The following is a 15,571-nucleotide window of genomic DNA, read 5'->3' on the forward strand; positions in this document are numbered from 1 at the left end:
AATAGTTCGTATTTAACTTAAAAAACACAAAAAAGAAGCGCCCCTTGAGAGGAGTGCTTCTTTTTTTGTTATTCAATTGCAAAAATGTAAGAATATAAAGGTTGATCTCCTTTATGAAGCTCTACCTCAACTTCTTCAAACATTTCTTCTACAAACGATGTTAGCGCTTCAGCTTCATCGTCTGAGACATCCTCTCCTTGAAGAATCGTAAGGATTTCCGCTTCGTCATCAATCATATAAGTCAATAGCTTTTTCGCTGCTTCTAATTTCTCTGAATCTTTTACGACGATTTTCTTTTCGGCAATACCCATAAAATCGCCTTTAGCTAATTCAAGACCATCAATATTTGTATCGCGAACTGCATACGTTACTTGTCCTGTTTTTACGTGCTGCAGAGCTTCTGTCATTACTTCCTCGTTTTCTTTTAAGCTTTGCTGAGGATTAAATGATAGCAGCGCTGTCATTCCTTGAGGAACCGTTTTAGACGGGACAACCGAAACGTGACTGCCGGCAACAGCAGCAGCTTGGTTAGCAGCCATCACAATATTTCCGTTATTAGGTAAAATCAGTACCTGTTCAGCATTGGTTTCTTCAATCGCTTTGACAATATCCTCTGTACTTGGATTCATTGTTTGTCCGCCTTCAATGACAACCGTTGCCCCAAGGCTCTTGAACAATTCAGCAATTCCTTTTCCCATTGATACAGTAACAATGCCAAAGGGCTGTTTCTCAGCCTTTTTTACTGCAGGCTTTTCTTCATCTGAAACGATGCTGCTATGCTGTTCTCTCATGTTTTCAATCTTCATTTTAATTAAACTTCCATATTGCTGCCCGTAGTTTAACACTTCTCCAGGATGCTCGGCGTGAATATGAACTTTCACAATTTCATCATCAGATACGACAAGCAATGAGTCGCCCCATTTACTTAAATCTTGGCGAAACGTTTCTTCAGAAAATGTTTTAGCCGCGGGCTTATCCTCTTCCAGCCTTACCATAAATTCTGTACAATAGCCAAATTCAATATCTTCTGTATTCATATGGCTTTGCGCATGCTTATGATGCTCAGCATTTACAAGTTCATTCATCGAAGGAGCTGACATGGGTACACCCGGAAGTTTTTCACCTTTTAATTCAGCTAAAAACCCTTCATAAATTAAAACAAGCCCTTGACCTCCGCTATCCACTACGCCTACTTCTTTTAACACGGGTAAAAGATCTGGCGTGCGATTTAACGAAGCATTAGCTTCCTTAAGTACTTCTTCCATGAACAGAATCATATCAGATTGCTTTTTAGCAACAGCCGCTGCTTTTTTAGCAGTATCCTTAGCTACTGTTAAAATGGTTCCTTCGATTGGTTTCATAACAGCTTTATAAGCAGTTTCTACACCAAGCTCAAGAGCTTCAGCAAACTCAACTGTTGTAATCATTGACTTTTGCTCAACCGATTTCGCAAAACCGCGGAATAATTGAGATAAAATAACTCCTGAATTACCGCGCGCCCCCATCAATAAGCCCTTAGACAAAGCTTGACTCACTTGGCCGATATGATCAGATAGTTTATTTTTTACTTCTTTAGCACCAGACGTAATCGATAAGTTCATATTTGTTCCAGTATCACCATCTGGTACAGGAAAAACGTTCAGCGCATCTACATAATCTGCATTGTTAGATAGATGCTGGGCTCCTTGAAGCACCATTTCTCTAAACCGCTTTCCGTCCAACGTTGTCATTGACACGAATCTTCCTCCTTAATTAAACGTTCGTTACACGAACACCCTGCACATAAATATTTACTGAATCAACCGTTAGACCAACCGTTTGTTCCAGTGTGTATTTTACTTTTGTTTGCACATTATGAGCAATTTCAGAAATTTTTGTTCCATAGCTTACGATAATGTACATGTCGATATGTACGTCATCCTCTTCTTGTCTTACCACAATACCTCGTGTAAAGTTTTCTTTGCGAAGAATTTCTGTAAGACCATCTTTAAGCTGATTCTTTGAAGCCATTCCGACAATCCCGTAACAATCAACAGCTGCTCCTCCAGCAATTGTTGCAATTACATCTGTAGAGATATCAATTTGACCATACTTCGTTTTCATTTCGATGGACATACTCGTTCCCCTTTCTACTTTCATAGGTTATAAATATTCTACTATAATCAATCTCGTTTTAAAAGAGGCGTCCAGCTTGTCCCTTTTAAAGATGACAGTATCAGGTATCAACTTGTCTTAAAATTAAGTAATAGCCAAGTTATACCTATTTCTACTCTCTATATTATTGAACATAGATTCATTTTATATGTCAAGGAAAATTTCTTGAAAGCTTTTCTCCAGAACTATTGCATTCTCTTTAAGGCTGTGATAAATTAATATAGTATTTCTCAAAACAGAATTGAGTAGTTTTTTTGGTGTTAGGAGGGAAAATCATGGCACGCAAATGTGTAGTAACTGGTAGAAAAGCTCGTTCAGGTAACGCACGTTCTCACGCAATGAACGCTACTAAGCGTAAATGGGGTGCTAACGTTCAAAAAGTACGTATCTTAGTGAACGGTAAACCAAAACGTGTGTACGTTTCAGCTAGAGCCCTTAAGTCTGGTAAAGTTCAACGCGTTTAATCTTTATAATGAAAAAGCACCATATTTTATGGTGCTTCTTTTATTATTCCGGCGCTGTTAATCTTTTTTAAACGAATTAAGCATGACCTTTACGATGCCACCTAAAAACTTTGGAAGTTTGATTGTATAGAATTTCATACTGTCCCTCCTAACCGTCTCCACACTTTATCTCCTTTTAAAGAAAGCCCTATGTCCTGCTCTCATTTTCCATACTTCATCACAAGCAACGTTTATCATTGCTTCTTACCATCATTAATATGCCTTTTGTAAATGAAAAAGTACCTCTTTGTTGAATAAGTTCATTGCTAATACATAAAGTTGAGCCGAGTTCTACTTCATGCTTATTGAGCGGATATTTGAAACCTTCTAGCGTAAGCTCTTTTACACCGCCTGCAAAAGGAACGAATGAAATATAGTGAAACTCCTTTAAACGATCAACGTGATAAGTGCCTGGTTCAAACAATTGAATGACGTTTTGATTGTCAATCATTTGTACATTCGCTTTCTTTTTTAACCCTTTGTACAGGAGCTGAATGCTTCCAAACATGTGGTCAAGCCTTCCACCTGTTGCTCCAAAGATACAAATACTGTCCGGTTTTTGCTCTATTGCCCACTCAAAAGCAAGTTCCAAATCCGTTGCATCTTTTTCCGCAGGATACAATTCAACATCTTGTAATGCTTCTCTCACTAGCTTAAGCTGCTCATCTGTAATGGAATCAAAATCTCCGAATGCTTTTACAGGCAAAATGTCTTGTTGAAGAAGAAGGAATACGCCGCGGTCTACTCCTACCCACTTTACATCATTTGATTGGTGCAGGAGTGGCATATGTTCATCCGGTCCCCCTGCTAGAATATGAATTTTCATTATGTATATGCTCCTTTTCTATTAAAAAATGAACGAAATCAATATGTTTTCTTTATCCTAAAAGAAAAAGCTGCTGTGTACAAGTTCTACCCGTTGTACACAGCAGCTTTTATTACTTACGCTTGGACAGTTGTGCGAATTTGACTGATTGCGCCAGCTCGATCTTCTTGATTGTAAATAGCTGAGCCAGCCACTAAAACATTTGCTCCTGCTTCCACACATTTTCTTGCTGTTTCTTCATTAATTCCTCCATCAACCTCTACTTCAATAGAAAGGTGACGAATTTCAATAAGCTGAGAGATTTGCTCAATTTTCGGCAGTACACTTGGAATGAAGTTTTGTCCTCCAAAGCCTGGGTTCACCGTCATTAATAAAATAAGATCGATATCTTCTAAGATATGCTTCACCACGTCAATTGGCGTTGCAGGATTTAAAGCAACACCTGCTTTCATGCCGTGCTCTTTAATTAATTGAATGGTGCGGTGCAAATGAGTACACGCTTCAGCATGTACCGTTAAAATATCAGCACCTGCCTTTGCAAACATTGGAACGTATTGATCTGGGTTTTCAATCATTAAATGTACATCTAATGGCAGTGTTGTGACAGGGCGTACAGCCTCAACGATAAGCGGTCCAATTGTAATATTAGGAACAAAGTGGCCATCCATAACGTCTATATGGATGTAGTCTGCTCCACCTGCTTCAACTTCACGAATTTCTTCAGCAAGCTTTGAAAAATTGGCAGATAAAATGGAAGGTGCGATTTTTGTCATTTTTAATACCTCGGCTTTCTTTGCTTAATTTCCTCAACAAATTGCAAGTAATGTTCGTAGCGATAACTCGGAATTTCTTTTTGTTCGTATGCTTCTTTCACCGCACATTTTGGTTCTTTCACATGCAAACAACCTCGAAATTTACACTGTTCACTCAAACGCGACATTTCAGGAAAACAATCGGTTAACTCTTCTACTTCTAACGTTAAAAATTCCAGTGAGCTAAAGCCTGGCGTATCGGCTACTAACCCTTCACCAAACGAAATCAGTTCTACGTGACGTGTTGTATGCTTTCCTCTTCCAAGTGACATTGAAATATCATTTGTCTTTAACTCAAGCTCTGGTTTAAGTGTATTTAACAGTGAAGATTTACCTACACCTGACTGTCCGGCAATAACCGTTACGCGATCTTCAAATAACGGCTGAATTTGTTCCATGCCTTTTTCTGTGACTGTCGACGTTAAAATGACCTCATATCCTATTTTACGATATTCTTCGGCATATTGCTCGATTTCTTGCTTTTGCTGCTGTGATAAAAGATCTACTTTTGAAATACAAATAATAGGTTCAATATGATTAGACTCCACTAACACTAAAAATCGGTCAAGAAGCATTGTGCTAAAATCAGGTTCAATCGCTGAAAAAACAAGCAGCGCCTGATCAACATTTGAAATAGGGGGACGAACTAATTCATTTTTACGTTCTTTAATTTCAAGTATATATCCTTCAAGCTTATTTTCCGCCTGAAATACTACATTGTCACCGACTAAAGGCGTTACCTTCTTTTTACGAAAAACACCTCGTCCTCGACATTGCGTTACTTGTCCGTCATGAAGAACATAATAAAATCCGCTAAGGGATTTAATAATTCTTCCTTCTGGCATAACCTCACTCCTATCACTCTGGATATTCAACGTCTTTTTCTTCAATAACTTCCCCGTCTCGGACAATTTTATAAGACGCTTTTTCATTTTCATCAACTAAAACATCGAATGATTCTTTTGTTGTTTCAGTAATCGTTAGTTCTTTAGCAGGAACCGACATATCGTTATCTGCATCTTCGATATAAATTTGTACTTTTTGCGGCTTCGGCTTTTCCTCTTGTGTTTCGGTGACATCGCCTGTTTCCGTTGCGTCGCCTTCTTCCGTACTTGCTTCGGTGTCAGCCTCTTCTTTATACGGAATAGTCACATCCACTGACACCGTTTGAGGAGCTTTTGGCTCTTTGCCCATTGAGACCGTAATGCTGAGCTTATCACCTTGCTCGATACTCTGCTCCGCTGCAGGCTTTTGAGACATCACAAGACCTTTTTCAACAGTGTCGGAATACGCTGTTTTTACATCCACTTCAATATCTTCATCTGATGCATAATCTTTTACGCTTTTTTCCGTCCAGCCCGAGAAATCCTTTAATGTAATCTTCGGCGGACCTTTACTTACCCATAGCGTAACCGTTGTATCTTCGGGCACGACTTGTTCGGTTTCTTTAGGCGTCTGATCTGTAATATTGCCTTTTGGCTCTGTGCTTTCAACTTCGATGGATTGGATATCTTTATAATTCTGCTTTTCTAACAGACTCTTTACTTCCGTAAAGCTTCTTCCAATGTACCGGTTAAATGCTTCTTTTTTCTTTCCTGTACTTCGATAAATAATGACGTTAGATCCTTCTTTGATAACGTCTCCCGCTTCTGGCATCGTTTTAACCACGTCGCCTTCTTCCACTTCATTATCGGATATATCTTTAGGATTCTTCACTTTAAAGCCTAAAGAAACTAAATCGGTTACTGCTGATTCATAATCTTGATTATGTAAATCAGGAACCTTTACGTCTTTTGGCAGTAATAAAGCCGGAATAAATGTAACGGCGGCTACGCTAGCAGCTGCCAGCAGCAAAAAAATTAAAACAAGCGTTACAATCAGCTTGCTTTTGCCTTTTTTCTTTTTCTTCTTTTTTTTCTTAGGCTTTAATTCTTCTTCCTCTTGTTCTTCACGCTCTAAGTGAGGTGGTTTTCTCACAGGTACATGCGTTTCTTCAGATTCAACAAAATCCTCCTTAATAACTGGAATGGCTTTTGTCACTTCTTCATCATCAGGCACCGTAAACCTTTGTTCATTATAACGATTTGGATGAACAGCAGACTGTAAATCCGCTTCGAGTTCTTCGACGGAACTGTATCGGTAAAATGGATCTTTAGTTGTTGCTTTTAATACAACATTCTCCACGCTTTGAGGGATAGATGGATTCCACCTTTTTGGAGAAGGTGTTTCTGTCTGTAAATGTTTTAATGCAATTGACACAGCCGATTCCCCAGAAAAAGGGACTCGACCCGTTAGCAATTCAAATAGGACGATGCCAAGCGAATAAATATCAGAACGCTTATTCGCAAGCCCTCCCCTTGCCTGTTCAGGAGATAAATAATGAACAGAGCCCAAAACAGAATTAGTATGCGTAATGGTTGTAGAACTTAGTGCTACGGCAATGCCGAAGTCAGTAACTTTAATGGTATCATCATGATCAATTAAAATATTTTGAGGCTTAATATCCCGGTGAATAATTCCGTACTGATGAGCATGGGCAATAGCTGATGTAATCTGCGTCATAATATGTATGGCTTTATCAAGAGATAATGGTGATTCTTGCAGAATGTATTGCTTTAATGTCATACCCGGTACATATTCCATGATGATATAGTAAATATCTTCTTCTTCTCCAACATCATAAATGCTGACAATATTAGGATGAGCAATACTCGTAGCAGATTGTGCTTCTCGATGGAAACGCTTTATAAACGCATCGTCACTTGCAAAGTCTAAGCGAAGCACTTTAATTGCCACATCACGATCCAAAATCATGTCGCGACCTAAATAGACGTTTGCCATTCCGCCTCCACCAATTACTTGCAATACCTTATAACGGTCGTTTAGCCGTCTACCTATTAGCAACACTCTCACCCACTTTCAGATGTAAAGTCCACAATTGCAAGTGTAATATTGTCTTCTCCACCAAGCTCATTTGCTAATTGAATCAGGCTCGTACCCTTTTCGTGAAGTGATGAACTTGTTGATAACGTTTCGTTCAGCTTTTGTTCCGTTACCTTATTTGTCAGTCCATCTGAACATAATAATAATCGATCTTCTTTTTCCACTTCAATTGTTTTTACATCTAAACTAACATTTTCTTCGGTACCTAGTGCTCGCAATAAGATATTTTTTCGTGGATGATGCTCAGCATCTTCTTTTGTGATTTGACCATTTTTTACCAATTCATTCACAAGAGAATGATCTTCTGTTACTTGTTGAAATCCATATTCATTGGAAATATAGCACCTGCTGTCTCCTATATTCCCAATCGCACAAAACGTATCGGCGCATAAAGCAAGTACAACTGTCGTACCCATGCCTTTACACTCTTCATGCTCCTGAGCATACTGATAAATATCTTGATTAATTTGTGAAACATGCGTACGAATCCACTGGGTCGCCTCATCAGGAGACGTTACTTTGTCCGCTTCTTCCCACGCTATTTGCAATTTTTGAACCGCCATCTCACTGGCGATGTCGCCAGCTCGATGACCTCCCATACCATCAGCCACAATTGCAAGCAGCTGATTGTGTTGGTTCAAAAATACCCCTCCGTTATCTTCATTGTGTTGTCTAACTCTCCCTCGGTCTGTCATGAAGACAGTTGCCATACAATCACCTCGTCTCTTCTTTACGCTCCTTCGCACGTAATTGGCCACAAGCTGCATCGATATCATGACCTTGCTCACGTCGAATAGTCACGTTAACGCCACGCTTTTTAAGCGTACGTTCAAATGCAAAAATCTGTTCACGCGGTGTACGAACATAATCACGCTCAGGCACATAGTTTACCGGAATCAAGTTCACGTGACATTTAACGTCTTTAATCAAATCCGCTAATTCCTCCGCATGCTCTACTTGATCGTTTACTCCTCCGAATAGACCATACTCAAAGCTAATACGTCTTCCCGTTTTATCCGTATAATATTTAATGGCTTCCATCAAATCAGGAAGTTTATACGCACGGTTAATCGGCATTAAGCGTGAGCGGATGTCATTGTTTGGAGCGTGAAGTGAAATCGCAAAATTGATTTGCATTTTTTCATCAGCAAACTTATAGATTTTCGGAATGATTCCACTTGTCGATACCGTGATATGACGTGCACCAATATTTAATCCATCATCACTGTTAATTGTTTTTAAGAAGCGAATCATTTCATCATAGTTATCAAACGGCTCCCCAATACCCATAATTACGACAGAGCTCACGCGTTCTCCTTGTTCATCTAGCGCTTTTTGTACTTTTACTACTTGCGCTACGATTTCTCCAGCTTCTAAGTTACGCTTTAAACCTCCAAGAGTAGACGCACAGAACGTACAGCCGATGCGACATCCAACTTGAGTCGTTACGCAGACAGAATTTCCGTATTCATGACGCATAAGCACTGTTTCAATCGTATAACCGTCATGAAGTTCGAATAAAAACTTCATCGTGCCGTCTCCAGACGTTTGCTGAACGACTGTTTTTAATGTCGTTAGTGCAAATTTGTCTTTTAATTGTTCACGTAACCCTTTAGATAAGTTTGACATATCGTCAAAGTCCGTTACGCGTTTAACATATAACCAGTCAAAAATTTGTTTAGCACGGAACTTCTTATCACCATGTTCCACTAACCAATTTTCTAGGTCGTGCATTTCTAATGAATAAATAGATGGTTTTTGCGTTTTTTCTTCTGCTTTTGCTTTTCTTTTAGCTACTTCTTCCATTTTTACACCTTCTTCTGTAAACATGTTTTACACCTTCTTCTGTAAACATGCAATATAAAATCCATCGCTTTGTGCATCTGGCAGCAATTGAATTTCACCATGTTCTACGTTTTGTTTAAGCTTTTGCGGCATGCGTGCAGCAAGCGTTTCGTCTTTTTGAAAATCAGCATGATCTGCTAAAAATGCTGCTACAACATCCCCATTTTCATCCCGGTCAATTGTACATGTACTATATACAAGGGTCCCACCTTTTTTTAATAAAGGCGCAACCGCATTTAAAATATCTTGTTGAATACGCGCCAGCTGCTTTACATCCTGCTCAGTTTTTGTATATTTCAAATCAGGTTTACGTCTCATCACACCAAAACCTGAGCACGGAGCATCTACTAAAATGCGGTCAAACATTTCTTTATCAAACTGTTCGCCGGCTTTGCGGCTGTCTTGAACAGTCGGCTCAATATTGGTAAGATGCAGACGCTCTGCCTGCTGGGCAATCAGCTTTACTTTATGGTCATGAATGTCCAAGGAAATAACTTTACCACTGTTTTTAAGCTGCTCTGCAATATGAGTTGATTTTCCTCCCGGTGCAGCACAGCTGTCTAAAATCAGCTCTTCTGCCTCTGTACCTAGCGCATGAGCTACTAACATAGAGCTTTCATCTTGAACGGTAAACATTCCTTCACGAAATGCTTGTGTATGAGCTGCATTTCCTTTTTGAACTTCTAGCGCTTCTTCTACAAAATGGCCTGGTTCTACAACAATACCTTCTTTTTCAAGCGCTTCTTTTACTTCATTTTGCGTAAAGCGTGCACTGTTTACTCGGATTGTTTGTTTAGGGGCCATTAAATTAGCTAAACAGATTCCGCGTGTTTTGTCCAATCCATATTGTTCCACCCAGCGTTTTACAAGCCATACTGGATGACTCGTTTCGATTGCCAAGCGTTCCACAGGATTTTGTATTTCGTCTAAAGAAGGCGTGCCGCTGCGCTGAATATTTCGTAAAACGCCGTTTACCATCGAGGCAATTCCTTTGTGACCTCGTTTTTTAGCAATTTCTACTGCTTCATGAAGGATTGCCCGGTCAGGTACCCGGTCTAAATACATCATCTGATAAAGAGATAAACGAAGCAGCACTCGCACCCAAGGCTGAAGTTTTTTGGGATTTTTCAAGAAAGGGGCTAACCCGTAATCTAACGTATCGCGTCTTTGAATCGTTCCATACACAATTTCCGTTAACAGCCCTGCATCTTTCCCTTGAATACCACGTTTTTGTATACTGTTATTTAACAATAAATTGCTGAATGCTTGATTTTTTTCAATAGCTAGTAAAATATCTAAAGCTATGTCTCGAACGTTGTACTTACTCATTGACATCCCCTAATACTGTTCCGACTTCAACAGATGTACCTCGTAAATACTGCGCTGCATCCATACGTTTTTTTCCAGCCGGCTGAAGTTCCGTCACTTTAATAGCTGTTTCATTTCCAGTTGCTACTACAAATCCGTCCTCTTCAAGTGATAAAACGGTACCCGGTTTGCCTGATGCGGATACTTTCTCTCCCCACCAAATTTTCATGACTTGACCGTCTGCTGTTGTATAAGCAACGGGCCAAGGATGAAGTCCGCGGATATGGTTATAAATTTCTTCTCCTGTACGGGCCCAATCAATTTTCTCTTGTTCACGCTTAATATTAGAAGCAAATGTCGCTTCATCATCGTTTTGTTTAACCGGCGTAATTTCACCTTTCACAAGAGAAGGAATGGTTTCTGAAAGCAATTTTGCACCAGCCGCGCTGAGTTTATCATGAAGTGTGCCCACGTGATCACGTTCTTCAATCGGAACTTCTACCTGTGTTAAGATATCACCTGCATCTAATTTTTCTACCATATACATAATTGTAACACCAGTTTTCGGCTTACCTTGTAGAATTGAATAGTGAATCGGCGCGCCTCCGCGCAGTTCAGGTAACAGAGAAGCATGCACGTTAATACAGCCGTATTTAGGCGCTTCTAAAATAGGAGTTGGTAAAATTTGACCAAAAGCCGCTGTTACAATTAGGTCAGGCTCATACGCTAACACTTGCTGATATTCTTCTTCTAAACGAATCTTTTCTGGCTGCAGTACAGGTATTTCATGTTTTAACGCCTCCACTTTTACAGGAGGAGGTGTTAATACGCGCTTGCGTCCTTTTGGTCGGTCCGGCTGTGTAACCACTGCGACCACTTCATATCCATCTTTAAGTAATGTTTGTAAAACCGGCACTGAAAAATCCGGCGTTCCCATAAATACGACTTTCATCGTGTAAAACCTACCCTTCTAGTTCATCCTCTTCGTAATACTTTGTTACTTTTTCCGTGAACAATACGCCGTGTAAATGATCAATTTCATGTTGAATTGCTCGTGCTAAAAAACCTTTTGCTTCTATAAAATAAGGTTTTCCTTTACGGTTTTGCGCACGCACTTTCACATAATCAGCTCGAGCCACGTCACCAAAAAGGCCCGGAAAACTTAGGCAGCCTTCTGGACCGATTTGTTCGCCTCGTTGCTCAATAATTACCGGATTAATTAACTCAATTTTACCGTGTCGGTCGTCCACGTCTACCACTGCCACTTGCTGCAGCACTCCTACTTGAGGAGCAGCTAGACCCACACCGTCTGCTTCAAGCATTAAATCATACATGCCGTTTAGTAATTTCGCTAATTTATTATCAAAGTTTTTAACGACTTCACACTCTTGTTCAAGTACTTCATTAGGATGGTAAACAAGCTTAAGCTTAGCCAAATAGGCACCTCCTTTATTCTTTCTATTTATATCCAAAAAGCTTCTTCTTTAACGCCATCAAGACGACTAGTTACATCATCGAGTATGGATTCAAATCAATGGTAATCGTTAAATTTTCTTTCTGCATTTCCGCTTGATAACGTTCTAATATATATTTCAACAGCGGAATCAGGCTTGGTTCCAGCTTGTATTTTAACATGCATTGATAGCGATATCTATCTTTTATCTTAGCAATCGGAGATGCGACTGGCCCTAAGATCGTTGTTTGCGGCGAAAGTTTCTGACGCAGATACTGCGAAATTTTGTCTGTAACAGACACCACTTTTGCAATATTTTCATGAGATACCGTTACAAGCGCCAAGTAAAAGAAAGGCGGATATTTATGCATTTTACGAATTTCCATCTCCTGCTTATAAAACGCATCGTAATCATGCTGACTCGCAAGTTGAATACTGTAGTGCTCAGGCGTGTACGTTTGAATCACTACTTCTCCTGGAAGCTTGTGGCGTCCTGCTCTCCCGCTTACTTGAGTTAAAAGCTGAAACGTTTTTTCAGATGCACGAAAGTCAGGTAAATTCAGCATCGTATCTGCTGTTAAAACTCCTACAAGCGTGACGTTTGGAAAGTCTAGTCCTTTCGCAATCATCTGCGTCCCTAGTAAAATTTGCGCTTCTCCACTTGCAAACTTGTTCAGGAGCTTTTCATGCGCGCCTTTTCGGCTTGTCGTATCAACATCCATTCGAACGACTCTAGCCTCAGGCAGCACTTTTGTTAATTCTTCTTCCACTTTTTGTGTACCAGATCCAAAAAAGCGGATATGTTCGCTGTGGCATTCTGGGCACTCAGTGTGCACATGCTCTTCGTGTCCGCAGTAATGGCATTTTAATTTATTTTGATAGCGGTGATACGTTAGTGAAATTTCACAGTGCTCACATGTCGGAACGTAACCGCAGTCCCTGCACATAACAAAAGAAGAATGACCTCTTTTATTTAAAAATAAAACGATTTGCTCTCCTTTTTCCAAACGGTCTTTCATCTTTTCAAACAGCATAGTCGAAAACATAGAGCGATTGCCGCCGCGAAGCTCTTCTCTCATATCAACAATATCCACCGACGGCATTGATGACTTATTCATTCTTTGCTTTAACGTCAGCAGCTTATACACACCTTTTTGCGCTCTTGCAAAGGACTCAAGCGTTGGCGTTGCACTTCCTAAAATGACGGGACACTGATGATGCTGCCCTCGGTAAATGGCTACATCTCTTGCATGATAGCGGGGGTTTTCTTCTTGTTTATAACTCGTCTCATGTTCTTCATCGATAATAAGAAGGCCCAAGTTTTCAAATGGAGCAAATACAGCAGAGCGGGCCCCTACCACAACGGATACTTCTTTTCGCTGAATTTTTCGCCATTCATCGTATTTTTCTCCAGTAGACAAGCCGCTATGAAGCACAGCAACTTTTGAGCCGAATCGCTCTTTAAAACGCTTGACCATCTGAGGAGTAAGTGAAATCTCCGGAACAAGCATAATCGCTTCTTTCCCTTTTTTTAACACTTGATCAATTGATTGGAGATACACTTCCGTTTTTCCGCTCCCGGTTACTCCGTACATTAAAAACACATCGTGAAGATTTTCTTCGATGTCATGCAGAATTGGTGCGATTGCCTCAGCTTGTTCATCCGTCAATTGAAAAGGCTTTGATGGTGTAAAGTATCGGTCTTGATAAGGATCACGGTATATTTCAATTTCCGTTTCCGCTAAGAGTCCTTTGGTAATCAGCGCTTTTATAGGAGCCGAGGTAATCTGCAAACCTTCCGCTAGTTCTTTTATGGCTACTTCTTCATTTCGATCGAGCATAAAAGACAGCACTTGTTTTTGCTTTTCTGCCTGCTTATTTAACTCGCTCATAAACTGCTGAATGTCTTCAAGGCCTTGATTCAGTTTTACGCCTTTTGCCGTTTTTTTGTTTCCTTTGTTTTTCACGACATAGACGACTTCAATTAGACCTTTTTGAATATCACGGTGAAAAGCAGGAGCAGCAGCTGTTTTTTCTACTTCACTCCACTTCAGCGAGGATCTTGACTGAAAAAACGGCTTGACTTGCTCATGAAGCTGTTCGTATGCCTCTTTTGAAAGGAGTGACAGTTCTTTATCATATTTTGCTTTCATCGCCGCAGGCAGCATGACTTGAAAAGCTGATATCATAAAACAAAGCGTTTTTTCGGTTAGCCAGTGCCCAATCTCTAACAGTTCAGGAGTCAGAACCGGCGTTAAATCAAGCAGGTCAGCAATTGGTTTAACACGCTTGACTTCGGCCTCTTCTTTAAGGGCCACCACAAACCCTTGAACTTTTCTAGGACCAAACGGAACGACAACTCGCATACCCGGAACAATAATCCCTTTCCATTTGTCAGGAATAGCGTAGTCAAAAGCACGATCTGTTTGTTTAGCAGCCACGTCCACAATTACACTAGCTACACTCATTTTCTCAGCCCTTCTAACATTTCCTTCACTTCTTTTAACACCTCGGTAGCTACATCGTGTTTTGAAAGAATGGGAAGTTCTTTAGACTCTCCGCTTCGCTTATAGAGCGTCACAATATTTGTGTCCGTCCCAAAACCTGCTCCTTCTGTCGTCACGTTATTGGCTACAATCATATCCAAGTTTTTAGATGCAAGTTTCTTTTGTGCATATTCATCCACTTGTTCTGTTTCTGCTGCAAAGCCGACTAAAAGCTGGTGTTCTTTTCGCTCTCCAAGCGTGCGTAAAATATCTGTTGTTCTCTCTAGCTCTAATACTGCTTCACCAGGCTGCTTTTTCATCTTTTGATCAAACACATGCTTTGGCCGGTAATCTGCCACTGCGGCTGATTTAATGACAACATCTGCTTCATGATAGCGCTGCATAACAGCTTCAAGCATCTGCTGCGCACTTTCAATTTGAACAACCTGGACCCCTTTTGGATACTCTAAATTCGTCGGTCCCGTTACAAGTGTTACCGATGCACCTAACTTAGCAGCTTGTTCTGCAAGGGCATAGCCCATTTTCCCGGTAGAGCGATTGGTGAAAAATCGGACGGGATCAATGCGTTCTACTGTAGGTCCTGCTGTAACCAATACATTAATACCTTCAAGGATTTTTTGTGTATCTGATACTTTGGAAAAATAAGAGCCGATTAGTAAAACAATTGTTTCTGGCTCTTCAAGGCGACCTTTTCCTACATAACCGCATGCCAAATACCCTTCTCCTGGTTCTACAAAAGAGTAACCAAATGATGAAAGAGTGCTCATATTTTTTTTAACAGCGGGATGATCGTACATATGAACATTCATTGCAGGCGCAATCCACACAGGTGCAGTAGCGGCCAGCAGCGTTGTGGAAATCATATCATCTGCAAGACCATTTGCTATTTTCCCTATCATATTAGCCGTAGCAGGAGCCACTAAAATTAAATCGGGCCAATCTGCTAAATCAATATGTGCAATTACAGATGGATCTTTTTCATCAAACGTATCTGTATAAACTGGGTTTCGAGACAGAGCTTGAAACGTAAGCGGCGTTACGAACTCGCGTGCTGAAGCAGTCATCATTACTTTAACTTCCGCTCCTGCTTGTACTAATTTACTTGTTAAAGCTGCGGCTTTATATACGGCGATTCCGCCGCTAACACATAATAAAATTCGTTTTCCCTTCATCATTATGCCCCCATCTATTTATCCCGCTCAACCAGCATCCGCTTGTTT

At 40.3% G+C, this 15,571-nt stretch carries 15 protein-coding genes; 1 reads left to right on the top strand and 14 read right to left on the bottom strand.

What is annotated here, in order from left to right:
* Window positions 1-68: 68 nt before the first annotated feature.
* Together N178_RS02355 and N178_RS02360 are read right to left on the bottom strand one after the other, a co-directional pair.
* The gene (locus tag N178_RS02355; RefSeq protein ID WP_045290173.1) at window positions 69-1,736 is read right to left on the bottom strand and encodes a DAK2 domain-containing protein; all 1,668 of its coding nucleotides are present in this window, start codon (window positions 1,734-1,736) and stop codon (window positions 69-71) included.
* 16 nt (window positions 1,737-1,752) lie between these two features.
* Window positions 1,753-2,115: an Asp23/Gls24 family envelope stress response protein gene (locus N178_RS02360; RefSeq protein WP_013058913.1), complete on the bottom strand. Its 363-nt coding sequence runs from the start codon at window positions 2,113-2,115 to the stop codon at window positions 1,753-1,755.
* A gap of 314 nt (window positions 2,116-2,429) precedes the next feature.
* Here N178_RS02360 and rpmB point away from each other — a divergent pair, with 314 nt between their 5' ends.
* Entirely contained in the window at window positions 2,430-2,618 is a 189-nt protein-coding gene (gene rpmB / locus N178_RS02365; RefSeq protein WP_013058914.1) for a 50S ribosomal protein L28, read from the top strand.
* 57 nt (window positions 2,619-2,675) lie between these two features.
* Here rpmB and spoVM read toward each other — a convergent pair whose 3' ends face one another.
* From spoVM to coaBC, 12 genes are all read right to left on the bottom strand, one after another.
* On the bottom strand, window positions 2,676-2,756 hold the full coding sequence (spoVM, locus tag N178_RS02370) for a stage V sporulation protein SpoVM (protein ID WP_016765421.1): 81 nt from the start codon (window positions 2,754-2,756) through the stop codon (window positions 2,676-2,678).
* 79 nt (window positions 2,757-2,835) lie between these two features.
* Window positions 2,836-3,483 (bottom strand): thiamine diphosphokinase, encoded by a 648-nt coding sequence (locus tag N178_RS02375; protein ID WP_045290175.1) that lies wholly within the window; start codon window positions 3,481-3,483, stop codon window positions 2,836-2,838.
* Between the two features lie 116 nt (window positions 3,484-3,599).
* Window positions 3,600-4,256, bottom strand: a complete 657-nt coding sequence (rpe, locus tag N178_RS02380; RefSeq protein WP_013058916.1) for a ribulose-phosphate 3-epimerase — start codon at window positions 4,254-4,256, stop codon at window positions 3,600-3,602.
* 2 nt (window positions 4,257-4,258) lie between these two features.
* The gene (gene rsgA / locus N178_RS02385) at window positions 4,259-5,140 is read right to left on the bottom strand and encodes a ribosome small subunit-dependent GTPase A (RefSeq protein WP_045290176.1); all 882 of its coding nucleotides are present in this window, start codon (window positions 5,138-5,140) and stop codon (window positions 4,259-4,261) included.
* Window positions 5,141-5,153: 13 nt separating this feature from the next.
* Complete coding sequence (gene pknB / locus N178_RS02390; RefSeq protein ID WP_045290251.1) at window positions 5,154-7,199, bottom strand: Stk1 family PASTA domain-containing Ser/Thr kinase; 2,046 nt, start codon at window positions 7,197-7,199, stop codon at window positions 5,154-5,156.
* A 5-nt stretch (window positions 7,200-7,204) separates the two neighbouring features.
* A complete protein-coding gene (locus N178_RS02395; protein WP_045290177.1) occupies window positions 7,205-7,948 on the bottom strand; it encodes a Stp1/IreP family PP2C-type Ser/Thr phosphatase in 744 nt (247 codons plus the stop codon).
* Window positions 7,949-7,952: 4 nt separating this feature from the next.
* Entirely contained in the window at window positions 7,953-9,044 is a 1,092-nt protein-coding gene (gene rlmN, locus N178_RS02400; RefSeq protein WP_045290252.1) for a dual-specificity RNA methyltransferase RlmN, read from the bottom strand.
* Between the two features lie 27 nt (window positions 9,045-9,071).
* Window positions 9,072-10,412 carry a 16S rRNA (cytosine(967)-C(5))-methyltransferase RsmB gene (gene rsmB / locus N178_RS02405; RefSeq protein WP_045290179.1) on the bottom strand — a complete coding sequence of 447 codons (1,341 nt, stop codon included), beginning with the start codon at window positions 10,410-10,412 and terminating at the stop codon, window positions 9,072-9,074.
* The gene (gene fmt / locus N178_RS02410; RefSeq protein WP_045290181.1) at window positions 10,405-11,343 is read right to left on the bottom strand and encodes a methionyl-tRNA formyltransferase; all 939 of its coding nucleotides are present in this window, start codon (window positions 11,341-11,343) and stop codon (window positions 10,405-10,407) included. Before fmt ends, rsmB begins: the two co-directional genes overlap by 8 nt.
* A gap of 10 nt (window positions 11,344-11,353) precedes the next feature.
* On the bottom strand, window positions 11,354-11,827 hold the full coding sequence (gene def / locus N178_RS02415) for a peptide deformylase (RefSeq protein WP_013084828.1): 474 nt from the start codon (window positions 11,825-11,827) through the stop codon (window positions 11,354-11,356).
* A gap of 70 nt (window positions 11,828-11,897) precedes the next feature.
* Complete coding sequence (gene priA / locus N178_RS02420; RefSeq protein WP_045290183.1) at window positions 11,898-14,312, bottom strand: primosomal protein N'; 2,415 nt, start codon at window positions 14,310-14,312, stop codon at window positions 11,898-11,900.
* Entirely contained in the window at window positions 14,309-15,526 is a 1,218-nt protein-coding gene (coaBC, locus tag N178_RS02425) for a bifunctional phosphopantothenoylcysteine decarboxylase/phosphopantothenate--cysteine ligase CoaBC (protein WP_045290190.1), read from the bottom strand. Before coaBC ends, priA begins: the two co-directional genes overlap by 4 nt.
* Window positions 15,527-15,571: the final 45 nt, after the last annotated feature.

The organism is Priestia aryabhattai B8W22 (assembly GCF_000956595.1).
In the GTDB taxonomy this organism is placed as follows: Bacteria; Bacillota; Bacilli; order Bacillales; family Bacillaceae_H; genus Priestia; species Priestia aryabhattai.